At 73.3% G+C, this 12,953-nt stretch carries 11 protein-coding genes; 4 read left to right on the top strand and 7 right to left on the bottom strand.

From position 1 onward, the window contains the following. Window positions 1-15: 15 nt before the first annotated feature. Entirely contained in the window at window positions 16-1,431 is a 1,416-nt protein-coding gene (locus DEJ46_RS34430) for an aminopeptidase P family protein (RefSeq protein WP_150272644.1), read from the bottom strand. 196 nt (window positions 1,432-1,627) lie between these two features. On the opposite strand from DEJ46_RS34430, the gene DEJ46_RS34425 reads away from it, so the two are divergent. After that, complete coding sequence (locus DEJ46_RS34425; protein ID WP_190623034.1) at window positions 1,628-2,611, top strand: LuxR family transcriptional regulator; 984 nt, start codon at window positions 1,628-1,630, stop codon at window positions 2,609-2,611. A 24-nt stretch (window positions 2,612-2,635) separates the two neighbouring features. Here DEJ46_RS34425 and DEJ46_RS34420 read toward each other — a convergent pair whose 3' ends face one another. The 5 genes from DEJ46_RS34420 to DEJ46_RS34400 form a co-directional block, all read right to left on the bottom strand. Then, complete coding sequence (locus DEJ46_RS34420) at window positions 2,636-4,669, bottom strand: prolyl oligopeptidase family serine peptidase (RefSeq protein ID WP_150272640.1); 2,034 nt, start codon at window positions 4,667-4,669, stop codon at window positions 2,636-2,638. 4 nt (window positions 4,670-4,673) lie between these two features. Then, the gene (locus DEJ46_RS34415) at window positions 4,674-5,222 is read right to left on the bottom strand and encodes an FABP family protein (RefSeq protein ID WP_150272638.1); all 549 of its coding nucleotides are present in this window, start codon (window positions 5,220-5,222) and stop codon (window positions 4,674-4,676) included. 82 nt (window positions 5,223-5,304) lie between these two features. Beyond that, window positions 5,305-7,371 (bottom strand): iron ABC transporter permease, encoded by a 2,067-nt coding sequence (locus DEJ46_RS34410; RefSeq protein WP_150272637.1) that lies wholly within the window; start codon window positions 7,369-7,371, stop codon window positions 5,305-5,307. 4 nt (window positions 7,372-7,375) lie between these two features. After that, window positions 7,376-8,353 carry an iron-siderophore ABC transporter substrate-binding protein gene (locus DEJ46_RS34405; RefSeq protein ID WP_150272635.1) on the bottom strand — a complete coding sequence of 326 codons (978 nt, stop codon included), beginning with the start codon at window positions 8,351-8,353 and terminating at the stop codon, window positions 7,376-7,378. Continuing rightward, the gene (locus DEJ46_RS34400; protein WP_190623032.1) at window positions 8,350-9,150 is read right to left on the bottom strand and encodes an ABC transporter ATP-binding protein; all 801 of its coding nucleotides are present in this window, start codon (window positions 9,148-9,150) and stop codon (window positions 8,350-8,352) included. The genes DEJ46_RS34405 and DEJ46_RS34400 overlap by 4 nt, the downstream gene beginning before the upstream one ends. Window positions 9,151-9,257: 107 nt before the next feature. Here DEJ46_RS34400 and DEJ46_RS40995 point away from each other — a divergent pair, with 107 nt between their 5' ends. The 3 genes from DEJ46_RS40995 (at window position 9,258) to DEJ46_RS34390 (ending at window position 11,855) form a co-directional block, all read left to right on the top strand. Then, window positions 9,258-9,434, top strand: a complete 177-nt coding sequence (locus DEJ46_RS40995) for a putative leader peptide (protein WP_359683959.1) — start codon at window positions 9,258-9,260, stop codon at window positions 9,432-9,434. A gap of 122 nt (window positions 9,435-9,556) precedes the next feature. Then, window positions 9,557-10,702, top strand: coding sequence for an LLM class flavin-dependent oxidoreductase (locus DEJ46_RS34395; RefSeq protein ID WP_150272631.1), 1,146 nt, complete (start codon window positions 9,557-9,559; stop codon window positions 10,700-10,702). 7 nt (window positions 10,703-10,709) lie between these two features. Further along, complete coding sequence (locus DEJ46_RS34390; RefSeq protein ID WP_150272630.1) at window positions 10,710-11,855, top strand: NAD(P)-binding domain-containing protein; 1,146 nt, start codon at window positions 10,710-10,712, stop codon at window positions 11,853-11,855. A gap of 93 nt (window positions 11,856-11,948) precedes the next feature. On the opposite strand, the gene mltG is transcribed toward DEJ46_RS34390, so the two are convergent. After that, window positions 11,949-12,854: an endolytic transglycosylase MltG gene (mltG, locus tag DEJ46_RS34385; protein WP_150272628.1), complete on the bottom strand. Its 906-nt coding sequence runs from the start codon at window positions 12,852-12,854 to the stop codon at window positions 11,949-11,951. Window positions 12,855-12,953: the final 99 nt, after the last annotated feature.

Raw genomic sequence — 12,953 nt, 5'->3', positions numbered from 1 at the left:
GTGGGCGCGAGCCGGTCAGCCCGCGAACTCGGCCATCCACGCCTCGACCTCGTCCGAGGAGCGCGGCAGACCGGCGGACAGGTTCTCGTTGCCGTTCTCGGTGACGACGAGGTCGTCCTCGATCCGGACGCCGATGCCGCGCCACTCCTCGGGCACGGTCAGGTCGTCCGGCTGGAAGTACAGGCCCGGCTCGACGGTGAGGACCATGCCCGGCTCCAGGAGGCCGTCGACGTACTCCTCGTTCCGCGCGTGGGCGCAGTCGTGGACGTCCAGGCCCAGCATGTGGCCGGTGCCGGCCATCGTGAAGCGGCGCTGGAGGCCGAGCTCGTACGCCCGGTCGACGGGGCCCTCGATGAAGCCCCACTCGACCAGCTTCGCCGTCATGCTGCGCTGGGACGCCTCGTGGAAGTCGCGGTACCGGGCGCCCGGCTTGACGGCGGCGATGCCGGCCTCCTGGGCCTCGTAGACCGCGTCGTACACCTTGCGCTGCACGTCGTTGAAGGTGCCGCTGATCGGGAGGGTGCGGGTGACGTCGGCGGTGTAGAGGGAGTTGGTCTCCACGCCGGCGTCGAGCAGGAGCAGCTCGCCGGGGCGGACCGGGCCGTCGTTGTCCGTCCAGTGCATGATCGTGGCGTGCTCGCCGGCGGCGCAGATCGAGCCGTAGCCGAGGGCGTTGCCCTCCAGGCGGGCACGGCGGAAGAAGGTGCCCTCGATCCACCGCTCGGAGGTCGCGATCGCCCAGGACAGCTCGGAGACGCAGTCGGTGAATCCGCGCACGGTGGAGTCCACCGCCTTGCGCATCTCGCCGATCTCCCAGTCGTCCTTGACGAGCCGGAGGTCGCTGAGGGCCTCCTCCAGCTCGTAGTCGCGCTCCTCGTCGGTGGTGACGGCGGCCTCCAGGGCCGGGTCGTGGCCGCGCACGATCCGGGTGGGGACCTCGGAGGAGGCGGCGGCCAGGTCCGCGGCGATCGTGCGGACGTCGCGACAGGGCAGCCCGAGGACGCTCTCGGCCTCGGCCAGGGAGCGGCGCCGGCCCATCCACAGCTCGGCCGAGTAGCCGATCCAGAACTCGTCGTTGTCGCGGCTGTCCCGGGGCAGCTGGTAGCAGTAGGCGTCGTGGCCGCCGTCCGCGCGGGGTTCGAGCACGAGGGCGCCGTCGCGGGCCTGGTCGCCGGTCATGTGCACGTAGCCGGTGTACGGGCGGAAGGGGTAGGTGTCGTCGTTCGAGCGGGTCTTCAGGTTGCCGGACGGGATCACCAGGCGCTCGCCCGGGAAGAGCGCCGAGAGGGCCGCGCGGCGGGCGGCCGCGTACGGAGCCTGCTCGTCGGCCTCCAGGCCGTGGCGCTCGGTGTCCGCCCACCCCGTCCGCATCAGGGCGGAGAGCTCCGCGGAGACGCCGTCGTAGAGCCCGTTCTTTCGACGCTTCGCCATGCGATGCACCTTCTTCTCGGTTCTTGTCGGTTCTTCCCGGAGAGGTCCTCCGTGAGCCACCGGGTCATCGGCGGCTCACGGACAGTACTGCGCGCGGAGCCCACCGGGTGCCCAGGACCGCCAGTGGCACAGATCGGCCATCCGCCGCCTCTCCGCTGGGTGCGGAGCGGCGGCCGGGCCGTCGATAATGCGGCCCATGGCGAATGCGAAGCTCGGCGAGGCCCTCCGGCTCCTGGGGATCGGTGACGACGCGGTCCGGGTCTACCTGCGGCTCCTGGAGCTGGCGCCCGCGCCGCTGAGCGCGGTCGGCTCGGCGGCCGGCGTGGAGGGTGGCGCGCTCTCGGCGGCGTACGGCGCCCTCGTCGACGCCGGTCTCGCGAGCGCCGCCGCGGAGGGCGGGGACGTCGTGGCGCCCGTGCCGCCCGCCGCGGGCCTGGAGATCCTCGGCCGGCACCGGGCGGCCGAGCTCGACGAGTCCCGGATCACCGTCGGGAGCGCGTTCGAGTCGTTCCGGCGGCAGCGGCTCGCCGGTGACACCGACCATCTCGTGGAGGTCGTCACGGGCGACGCCGTCGGCCTGCGGATGCGTCAGGCCTGGGCCAGTGCCCGCCGGCAGATCCGCCAGCTCGACTCCCCGCCGTACTTCCCGCTGCCCGAGGCCACCGAGGACGCGCTGGCGACCCTGGCCCGCGGGGTGACGCAGCGCGTCGTGTACTCGCGGGAGTCGCTGGAGCTGCCGGGCAATCTGGAATCGGCCATCGAGCCCTGCGTGGAGGCGGGAGAGCAGGCGCGGGTGCTGCCGTCGGTACCGGTCAAGCTGGTGATCATCGACGACGCGTACGCGCTCGTCTCCCTGTCGATCAGGGAGGCGGACGTCCACAACACGATGCTCGTCGTCCAGCCCTGCGGGCTGCTCTCCGCGCTCGTGGCACTCTTCGAGCAGGCCTGGCAGAACGCTCTGCCCTTCCACGGCCACACCGCCCGCCCGGGTGGCCTGCCGCCCTCCGACCGGCGCCTGCTGTGGCTGCTCGCGGGCGGCGCGAGCGACGACGTGATCGCCCGGGAGCTCGGCGTCAGCCGCCGCACGCTGTTCCGCCGGATCCAGATCCTCATGGCCCGGCTCGGCGCCTCCAGCCGCTTCCAGATGGCCCTCCAGGCCCAGCGTCACGGCTGGTTGTGACACCGGGCCCGAGGGGGACGTCGGTCAGTCGGCGGCCGGGCCGGCCAGCCGCTGCCACAGGAAGGTGTGCACGAGGGCGCTGTTGTGCGCGGCCTGCTCGTTGTCTCCGGCGCCCGCGTGTCCGCCGCCGGTGTTCTCGTGGAACAGCACCGGATGGCCGAGTTCCCGCAGCCGCGCCGCCGTCTTGCGCGCGTGCCCGGGGTGGACGCGGTCGTCGCGGGTCGAGGTCATCAGGAGCACCGGCGGGTAGTCCGCGTCCGCGGTGAGGCGGTGGTACGGGGAGATGTCGAGGAGGTGCGGGAGATCGGCCTCGTCGTCGGGGTCCCCGTACTCGGCGATCCAGGAGGCGCCGGCGAGGAGCCGGTGGAAGCGGGTCATGTCGAGCAGCGGCACCTGCGCGACGATCGCCCCGAAGAGCTCGGGGTGGCGGGTGAGCATCGCACCCATGAGCAGGCCGCCGTTGCTGCCCCCGGAGGCGCCGAGCATGGCCGGGGTGGTGACGCCCCGGGTGACCAGGTCCCCGGCGACGGCCGCGAAGTCCTCGAAGGCGCGCGGCCGGTCGGCGCGCAGGGCGGCCTGGTGCCAGTCCGGTCCGTACTCGCCGCCGCCCCGGATGTTCGCGATCACGTACGTGCCGCCGCGCTCCAGCCACGCCCGGCCGGTCACGGAGGCGTACGACGGTGTGAGGGAGACCTCGAAGCCGCCGTAGCCGTAGAGCAGGGTGGGGCCGGGGCCGGTGGCGGCGTGGTCGGGGCCGATGACGAAGTACGGCACGCTCGTCCCGTCCGGGGAGGACGCGAAGTGCTGCCGCACGGTGAGGCCCGACGCGTCGAAGCGGTCCGGGGCCTGCTTGAGGAGTTCCGTGTCGCCGCCGATCACCCCGCGGTGGAGGGTCGAGGGCTGGAGGAAGCCCGACAGGTCGAGGAAGTACTCGTCGGAGACGTCGGGGTCGGTGTCGACGACGCTGACGGCGGACAGCTCCGGTACGCCGACGAGCGGTTCGCGGGTCCAGCCGCCCTCGGGGGCGGGGGTGAGGACCTCGATGCGGGTGCTGACGTCGCGCATCGTCTCCAGGATCAGGTGGTGGCGGGTCCACGCGTGCCCGGCCAGGGCCGTCCGCTCGTCCGGGGTGAAGAGCACCTCGGGGGTGCGGTCGCCGGCGAGGAAGGCGTCGAAGTCGAAGGCGAGGAGGGAGCCGGTCGGCTGCCCGAGCCACTCGGACTTCAGGGTGACGATCAGATGCCGGCGGTGGGCGTACGCGACGGCGTCCTCGGGGACGTCGATCCTGACGAGCGTGGAGTCGGGCCGCAGGAGGTACGTCTCGCTGCGGAAGAAGTCGAGGGCGCGGCCCACGAAGTCCCGTTCGAAACCGGGGGTGTCGTCCCGGTAGCCCCAGGCCGACACGTCGCCCTGCCCGGCCTCGAAGACGAGCTCGGCCTCCTCCACCGGGGTGCCCCGCCGCCATCTGCGGACCTGGCGCGGGTAGCCGGAGTCGGTGAGCGAGCCGGGCCCGGTGTCCGTACCGATGAAGAGGGTGTCGTCGTCGATCCAGCCGGTCCGGGTCTTCGCCTCCGCGATCCGGAAGCCGTCCTCGACGAAGCGCCGGGTGCCGAGGTCGAACTCCCGGACCACCACGGCGTCCCCGCCGTCGCGCGACAGCCTCACCAGCGCACGGTCGTGCTCGGGGCGGCGGACGCGGGCCCCGTCCCAGACCCACTTCTCGCCCTCGGCCTCGGCGAGCGCGTCGACGTCGAGGAGGACCTCCCACTCGGGGGCGTCCTTGCGGTACTGCTCCAGGGTGGTGCGGCGCCACACGCCCCGCAGGTGCTCGGCGTCGCGCCAGAAGTTGTAGAGGTGGGCGCCGCGGCGGACGGTGTACGGGATGCGGTCCGCGGCGTCCATGACGTCACGCACCCGCTCCTTGAGCGCGGCGAAACCGGGGTCGGCGGCCAGGGCGTCGGCCGCCTCGGCGTTCCGCTCGGCGACCCAGGCGAGCGCGCGCTCACCGGACACCTCTTCCAGCCACAGGTACGGGTCGTCCTCGGTCGCACGCCGCATGGATTCAGTTCCCGTTCTCGCGTCGGAGCTGTGCCGAAAGGTGGTACTGGAGGGGCTGACCGACCGCCGCGAGGTCGTGGCGGAAGTCGAGCGTGTCCTCGTCGGTGAGGGTGTAGCGGCGGCGGGTGGCGGTGACCTCCTTGGCCGTGGGGGTGAGCGCCACCTGATGGGTGGTGAGGTCGGCCCCGCCGTCGGCCGCGCCGCCGACCAGGATCTCCGCGATGCCGGTCGGCTGGGTGATCAGTGCCTCGACGCGCCCGTCGGGCTGCATCCGCCACCAGCCGCTCTCGCGCGCGGCGGGCCGCTGCGGGGTGCCGTCGGCGTCGACGATCCAGGCGCGGGCCTCGTAGTGGAGGAAGGGGCGCCCGTCGTGGCTGAAGGTGACCTCCTGCTCGTACGCGAACTCCTCGGCGAGCGTCGGGTACGAGCCGTGGCCCCGGCCGGTCCAGGTGCCCAGGAGACCGGTGACCGGCGCGAGGAGCGGGTGCGGAGCGGGCGCCGCGTCCGCGCGCAGGGCGTCGGGGTAGGGGTGCTTCCGGTCGCGGTCGAACATGAGGTGCGCTCCTGGGTCGGGACCTGTGCCGGATGGCAGCTTAGGGGGTGTCCCGAGGACACCCCCTCATACCTGTCCGTGGCTATCCCCGGCTGCGTACCAGCAGGTACAGGAAGTACGGGGTGCCGATCACGGCCGTCATGAGACCGGCGCCGAGCTGGGCCGGTGCGATGACGGTGCGGCCCACCAGGTCCGCGGCGCAGACGAGGACGGCGCCGAGGAGCACGGCGACCGGGACGACGCGGGCGTGCTGCCGGCCGACGAGGGCGCGGGCCGCGTGCGGTGCCACGAGTCCCACGAAGCCGATCGTGCCCGCGGCGGCCACGGCGGTGGCGGTGAGCAGGACGGCGAGGGCGAGGAAGCCGAGGCGGGCGCGGCCCAGGCCGAGGCCGAGGAGGCGCGGGGTGTCCTCGTCGAGGGAGACGAGGTCGAGTTCGGTACGCCGGGCGAAGGCGACGGCCGCGCCCACCGCGAGGACGGCGACGAGAGGCACCACGTCGGGCATGGACCGCCCGTAGGTGGAGCCCGAGAGCCAGGTGAGGGCCTTCGTCGCGTTGAACGGGTCGGTGAGGATGATCAGGAGGCTGATCAGGGCGGCGGCAGCGGTGGCGACACCGAAGCCGACGAGGACGAGCCGGTTCTGCTGGAACCCGCCCCGGGCGGCGAGCCCGAAGACGAGGACCGAGCTCACGACGGCTCCTGCGAACGCGGCGCCCGCCATGCCCCACGAGCCGGCCATGGGCACGGTCGTGACGAGGAGCACGGCGCTGAGCGCGGCGCCGCCGGAGATGCCGAGGATGCTGGGTTCGGCGAGGGGGTTGCGGGTGACGGCCTGGACGACCGTGCCCGCCAGGGCGAGCGCGGCTCCCGCGAAGAGGGCGGCGAGGACGCGGGGCACCCGGGTGTCGAGGACGAAGGTGACGGTCCGGCCGGCCTGGCCCTGGACCCAGTTCACGATGTCGCCGAGGAGCAGTTTGCTGTCGCCGAGCAGGACGCCCGCGACGGTGACGCCGATCGCCACGGCCACCAGGACGGCGGTGACGGTGAGGAAGCGGGCCCGGCTCCTGATGCGGAGCTGCTCGGTGGCGGCGGCTCCGGTCGTGTCCCGGACGCGGGTGGCCATGACGATCAGGAAGACGGCGCCGACGAGGCTGGTGACGACACCGGTCGGCACGGAGACCACCACGTCCGACGGTACGAGGGCGCGCAGCAGGACGTCGGAGCCGAGCACGAGGGCGGCGCCGGTGAGTCCGGCGGCGGGCAGGAAGCCGCGCGACTTGGTGAACCCGCGGAAGGTGCGGGCGAGGGGCCGGACGAGCGCGGGGGCGCAGAGGCCGACATAGCCGACGGGTCCGGCGAGGGTGACGGCTGCCGTGGAGAGCAGGGCGGCGAGGACGACGGCGGTGATCCGGGTGGCCCGGACGGGCACGCCGACGCCGCGGGCGGCGTCGTCGCCGAGGGCGAGGGCGTCGACCCTGCGGGCGAGGAGCAGCAGGCCGACGAGGCCGACGACGGCGATCGGGGCCATCTGCAGGACGCCGTCGAAGCCGCTCTGGCTGATGCTGCCCTGGTTCCACTGGTAAAGGCCCTCGGTCTGCCGGGGGAACAGCAGGAGCAGGCCCTCGGTGACGGCGGTGAGGCCGAGGGTGAGGGCGCTGCCCGCGAGGACCAGACGGACCGTTCCGGCGCCCAGGCCCGAGAGGACGAGGACGACGGCCGCTGCCGCGAGTCCGCCGGCGAAGGCGAAGGCCGAGGAGGCGAGGAGCGGCAGAGAGAGACCGAAGGCGGCGGTGAGGCCGAGCGCGAAGTAGGAGCCCGCGTTGACGGCGAGGGTGTCGGGCGAGGCCAGGACGTTGCGGCTGACGGCCTGGAGGGCGGCGCCCGCCATGCCGAGGACGGCGCCGACCAGGAGGCCGGCGGTCATCCTCGGCAGGCGGGAGGCGATGACGACGGACGCGTCGGCCGGATCGGCCTGGCCCGTGAACGCCTTCCACACCTCGGGCGCGCCGACCGCGGCGGTGCCCTGGGTGATGTCGACGAGCGCGAGGCCCGCGACGAGAAGGACCAGGGCGGCCGTCACCGGGGCCGCGCCCGTCCGGGACGTGGCCGTCGGCGGACGGGTGGCGGGGGTGGTTGCGGTGACGGCCATGGTGTTACTTCGTCAGGGCGGTGACGACGGAGTCGACGTACTTGCTCATCGACTGGGGGCCGCCGAACATCCAGATGCCGTCGGGCAGTCGGTGCACGTTGCCCTTCTTGACGAACGGCAGGGACGTCCAGACCTTGTCCTTGGCGAGGACGCCGGTGAAGGGGGTGCTGGAGGCGTCGCCGTCGTTGCCGACGTAGGCGAACTGGACGTCACCGAGCTTGGTGAGGCCCTCGACGTCGGTGGCACCGAGACCGTAGGCCGGGTCGCCCTTGACGGTCCAGGCGTTCTTCAGACCGAGCTTCTCGTTGACCGCACCGATCAGCGAGCCGCTGGTGTAGGGGCGGATCGAGACCTGGTTGGACATGACGTAGCCGTCGGCGAAGGCGTACTTCGTGCCGGCGAGACCGGCGTCGGCGAGCTTCTTCTTGCCCTCGTCGAGCTTCGCCTGGAACTGCTTCTTCAGCTCCTCGGACTTCTGCGTGGTGCCGGTGGCCTTGGCGATGGCGTCGAGGTCGGCGTTCATGCGGCCGATCGGGTCGGCGGCGTCGGCGGCCTTCAGCGTCAGGACCGGGGCGACCTTGCGCAGCTGCTTCACGGCGGCCGGCGGCAGGTCGGTGGTGGCGACGATGAGGTCGGGCTTGAGGGAGGCGACGGTCTCGACGCTGGGCTCGCCGCGGGTGCCGATGTCCTTGGGCTCGTTCTTGAGCGGGACGGCGGTGTCCCAGGTCTTGTAGCCCTTGACGTCGGCGACGCCCACCGGGTCGACGCCCAGGGTGATCAGGTGCTCGACGACGTTCCACTCGGTGCCGACGACCTTCTTGGCGGGGCCGTCGAGCTCGACCTTCTCGCCCGTGGAGTCGGTGAGGGTGATGGGCTCGGCGGACTTCTTCGCGTCGTCGGCGGCCGGCTCGGTGGTGCCGCAGGCCGTGAGGGCGAGGGCCGCGGTGGTGGCGATCGCCGTGGTGAGGAGGAGGCGCTTCATGAGGTGGTGCTGAGCCTTTCGCTTCGCGAGTGGTGCCGACCGATGGCGCGCGTGCGCAGCCGTCCGGTCAGGGGGTCGGTGTCTACGTCGATGCGGATGCCGTACGTGGCGGTCAGCCGCTCGGGAGTCAGTACGTCCTCGGGGTCGCCGTCCGCGACGATCCGACCCGCTTCGAGCAGGACGATCCGGTCGCCGACGGCCGCGGCCTGGTCGAGGTCGTGGAGGACGGCGCCGACGGCGATGCCGTGGTCGTCCGCCAGATCGCGCATGAGGTCGAGGAGTTCGACCTGGTAGCGCAGATCGAGGTAGGTCGTGGGTTCGTCGAGCAGCAGCACGCCCGTCTGCTGCGCGAGGCAGCCGGCGAGCCAGACGCGCTGGAGCTGGCCGCCGGAGAGGTGTTCGGCGCCGCGCTCCGCGAGTTCCGTGACGCCCGTCATGGCGAGCGCGCGGTCCACCGCCTCCCGGCCGCCCGGGTCGGCCTTGCCCCAGCGTCCTCGGTAGGGGTAGCGGCCGAACTCGACCACGTCCCGCACGGTCAGGCCGCTGGGGGTGGGGCGGCCCTGCGTGAGCAGAGCCACGTGGCGCGAGAACTCACGGGGGCTCAGGGCGAGGGCGTCGGTGTCCCCGTCGAGGACGAGGGTGGCGGTGCGCGGCTGCTGGAGGCGCGCGATGGTGCGCAGCAGCGTCGACTTGCCGCTGCCGTTCGGGCCGACGAGGACGGTCACTTCGCCCGGGCGCAGCGTCATCGCCGCGTCGTGGACGACGTCGACGCCGTCGTACGCCACGGTGACACCCATGGCCGAGAGTTCATGACCGTGGGGGCCCGGGGCCGCGGAGGTCTGTTCACCTGCTTGCACGACCCGAAGGTTAGCCTAACCTTAGCTGGCGGCAAAAGGGGTCCGGCATGCGACCACAAGGCGAATTCCGGCCAAGCCGTCCGGTCCACGCCTCAAGGCGGTCGTTGACCCCCCTCCACCGCGGCGGCTACGTTCGCGCCATGTTGCGTTCAGCCCTGCTCACGACGCGCGGTCACATCGACCTGCTGCGAGTGGCCTCCGCCGCGTGTCGCCGCGGCCGCTGACGCCTCCTCACCCCCACCCCTCCCCGCTCTCCCTCCCCTTCGCCCCGTTCGTCGTGCGCGCGTGCCCGCTCCGCGCCCACGACCGCCGAGGCGCACCTTCGCGCCGACGGAAAGGCCTCCTGATGACCGTCCACCTGCACTGGTTCCTTCCGACCGGCGGCGACGGCCGGACCCTCGTCGACCGGCACGCCTACGCGGACGGCGGGATCACCCGGGACGGGACCGTCCCGGGGCTCCGCGCCCCCGACATCGACTACCTCATCCAAATAGCCAAAGCCGCCGAGCAGTTGGGCTTTGAAGCGGTACTGACCCCGACCGGGACGTGGTGCGAGGACGCGTGGCTGACCACGGTCGCGCTCGCCCAGCACACCGAACGCCTCAAGTTCCTGGTGGCGTTCCGGCCGGGGGTGATCTCCCCCGTCCTCGCGGCGCAGATGGCGGCCACGTACCAGCGGATCACCCGGGGCCGGCTGCTGCTCAACGTGGTGACCGGGGGCGACTCCGCCGAGCAGCGCCGCTTCGGCGACCGCCTCGACCACGACCGGCGCTACGCGCGCACGGCCGAGTTCCTGTCGGTCGTGCGGGGCGCGTGGAGCGGGCGGCCGTACGACTTCGACGGGCAGCACTTCCGCATCGAGGGCGGGCTGACCGCCCTGCCGCCGGACCCCCTGCCGGAGGTCTTCTTCGGCGGCTCGTCCGCCGCCGCGGGTCCGGTCGCGGCGCAGCACGCGGACGTGTACCTGACCTGGGGCGAGCCGCCGTGGCAGGTGAAGGAGAAGATCGACTGGATCCGGCGCCTCGCGGAGGAGCGCGGCCGGACGGTCCGCTTCGGGATCCGGCTGCACACGGTCTCGCGCGACTCGGCGCGGGAGGCGTGGGCCACGGCCGACCGGCTGCTCGCCGACCTCGACGACGGGACGGTCGCCTCGGCCCAGCGGCTCCTCGGCCGCACCGAGTCCGTGGGCCAGCAGCGCATGCTGGCCCTCCACGGGGGCGGCTCGCTCGACCGGGACAAGCTGGAGATCTCGCCGAACCTGTGGGCGGGGGTCGGTCTCGTCCGGGGCGGGGCCGGCACCGCGCTCGTCGGCAGCCACACCGATATCGCGGACCGGATCGAGGAGTACCACGACCTGGGCGTGGAGCACTTCGTCCTGTCGGGCTACCCGCACCTGGAGGAGGCGTACTGGTTCGGCGAGGGCGTGACGCCGGAGCTGGTGGCGCGCGGGCTCGTCGCCCGGCGGGAAGATCTCCGGCCCCCGCAGAGTTAGTAGAACCGTGAACGAATTTGCTGGAGCAGAGGCGCAGGTCACCACCGTGGACGTCGTCGTCATCGGCGCCGGGCAGGCGGGCCTCTCGGCCGCCTTCCACCTGCGACGCGCCGGCCTGGAACCGGACCGGGACTTCGTGGTGCTCGACCACTCCCCGCACGCGGGCGGCGCCTGGCAGTTCCGTTGGCCGTCCCTCACGTACGGCAAGGTGCACGGAATGTACGCGCTGCCCGGCCTGGAGCTGACCGGCGCCGACCCCGCGCGGCCGTCCTCGGAGGTGATCGGCGCGTACTTCGACACGTACGAGCGGACCTTCGACCTGCGCGTCCACCGGCCTGTCGACGTCACCGCCGTCCGCGACGGAGACGCCGGGGCCGCCGGGGAGGACGGGGGCGGTGACGGTGCCGGCGGGCGGATGCTGGTCGAGACCTCGGAGGGCGTGTACGCGACGCGCGCCCTGATCAACGCGACCGGTACCTGGGACCGCCCCTTCTGGCCCCGCTACCAGGGCCAGGAGACCTTCCGGGGCCGCCAGCTGCACACCTCCGGCTACCCGGGCCCGGAGGCGTTCGCCGGGAAGCGGGTGATCGTCGTGGGGGGCGGGGCCTCCGGGACCCAGCACCTCATGGAGATCGCCGAGGTCGCCGCGGAGACGACCTGGGTGACCCGGCGCGAGCCCGTCTTCCGCGAGGGCCCCTTCGGGGAGGCCGAGGGCCGCGCCGCCGTGGCGCTCGTCGAGGAGCGCGTACGGCTCGGCCTGCCGCCTCAGAGCGTCGTCTCGGTCACCGGCCTCCCGCTCAACGACGCGATCCGCGAGGCCCGCGCCAGCGGTGTCCTGGACCGGCTCCCGATGTTCGACCGGATCACCCCGACCGGGGTGGCCTGGGACGACGGGCGGACCGTCGACGCGGACGTGATCCTCTGGGCGACCGGCTTCCGCCCCGCGATCGACCATCTGACACCGCTGCACCTGCGGGAGCCCGGCGGCGGCATCCGGGTCGAGGGGACGCGCGCGGTCCGGGACGAGCGTGTCCACCTCGTCGGATACGGCCCCTCGGCCTCGACGATCGGCGCCAACCGGGCCGGCCGCGCGGCCGTCACCGACATCCGCCGCCTGCTCACCCGCGAGACCGTCGCCGCCGCGACGGCCTGACCGACGAGGCGGCCGGCGCGTTCGGATACGGCTCGGCGTTCGGGTACGACTCGGCGTTCGGATACGGCTCAGCGTTCGGATACGGCGCGGCGCTCAGCCTGCGGTGGCCGCGCGCCGGTTCGCGTTGAACTCCGCCACGTTCTCCTGGTGGAGCGCGTAGTCGGCCGTGAAGCGGGTGTCCCCCGGGGCCACGGTGACGAAGTACAGCCAGTCCCCGTCCGCCGGGCGGATCACCGCGTCCACCGCCTGCTCCCCCGGGTTCCCGATGGGTGTCGGCGGGAGGCCCTTCCGCTCGTACGTGTTGTAGGGGCTTTTGATCTTCGTGTCGGCGACGCTCGTGTCGACGGTGCTGCGGCCCAGCGCGTAGTTGAGGGTCGAGTCCATCTGCAGGGCCATGCCCCGGGCGAGCCGGTTGTGCACGACCCTGGCGACCTTGGCCATGTCCTCCGGGCTGTCGGCCTCCGCCTGCACGATGCTGGCCGCGGTCACCGCCTGGTAGACGCTCATCCCGTAGGCCCGCGCACCCTCGGCGATCCGCTCGGTGCCGAACCGTTCGCCCGCGGTCTGCGCCATGTAGCGGAGGAGGCCCTCCGGGGTGGTGGCGGCCACGACCGGGTACGTCGCGGGGAAGAGGTAGCCCTCCGGGTTGCCCCCGGCCGCGGCGGGGAGCGGGAGGACGGCGCCCGGTGCGGTCGCGGCCTTCCGCGCGGTTCCCTCGGGCAGACCGAGCGCCCGGTCGACGGCCGTGTAGACCTGTCCCGACCGCCACCCTTCCGGGACGAGGAGCGTACGGGGCTGTTCGACGGCCGGTTCCTCGCGCGGGAGCAGCAGGAGCGGGACGGTGATCGCGGCGGCCACGGCGACGACCGCGCCGAGCAGCAGCGCCAGGCGGCCCCGTCGGGTGAGACGGCCGCGGCGGGGCGGCCGGGGTGACCTGGGCGACCGGGGAAGTGAGGGGCGGCGAGGGTGTGCGTACGGTGACGCCTGCCGGTACGTCATGGGCGCACGCTAACCCGCGTCGCACAGGATTCCGGGGAGCCCCGCGCACGCGGCGGCGCCGCCGGTCCCCTGGGACGGGGGACCGACGGCGCCGGGCAC

Origin of the sequence: Streptomyces venezuelae (assembly GCF_008642375.1) — a bacterium.
Classification (GTDB): Bacteria; Actinomycetota; Actinomycetes; order Streptomycetales; family Streptomycetaceae; genus Streptomyces; species Streptomyces venezuelae_G.
This window is presented reverse-complemented; position numbering and strand designations above follow the sequence as displayed.

Coding starts and splice junctions, on each gene's coding strand:
- DEJ46_RS34430 (WP_150272644.1), bottom strand. CDS start 1,431: ATGGCGAAGCGTCGAAAGAACGGGCTCTACGACGGCGTCTCCGCGGAG.
- DEJ46_RS34425 (WP_190623034.1), top strand. CDS start 1,628: ATGGCGAATGCGAAGCTCGGCGAGGCCCTCCGGCTCCTGGGGATCGGT.
- DEJ46_RS34420 (WP_150272640.1), bottom strand. CDS start 4,669: ATGCGGCGTGCGACCGAGGACGACCCGTACCTGTGGCTGGAAGAGGTG.
- DEJ46_RS34415 (WP_150272638.1), bottom strand. CDS start 5,222: ATGTTCGACCGCGACCGGAAGCACCCCTACCCCGACGCCCTGCGCGCG.
- DEJ46_RS34410 (WP_150272637.1), bottom strand. CDS start 7,371: ATGGCCGTCACCGCAACCACCCCCGCCACCCGTCCGCCGACGGCCACG.
- DEJ46_RS34405 (WP_150272635.1), bottom strand. CDS start 8,353: ATGAAGCGCCTCCTCCTCACCACGGCGATCGCCACCACCGCGGCCCTC.
- DEJ46_RS34400 (WP_190623032.1), bottom strand. CDS start 9,150: ATGGGTGTCACCGTGGCGTACGACGGCGTCGACGTCGTCCACGACGCG.
- DEJ46_RS40995 (WP_359683959.1), top strand. CDS start 9,258: ATGCGACCACAAGGCGAATTCCGGCCAAGCCGTCCGGTCCACGCCTCA.
- DEJ46_RS34395 (WP_150272631.1), top strand. CDS start 9,557: ATGACCGTCCACCTGCACTGGTTCCTTCCGACCGGCGGCGACGGCCGG.
- mltG (WP_150272628.1), bottom strand. CDS start 12,854: ATGACGTACCGGCAGGCGTCACCGTACGCACACCCTCGCCGCCCCTCA.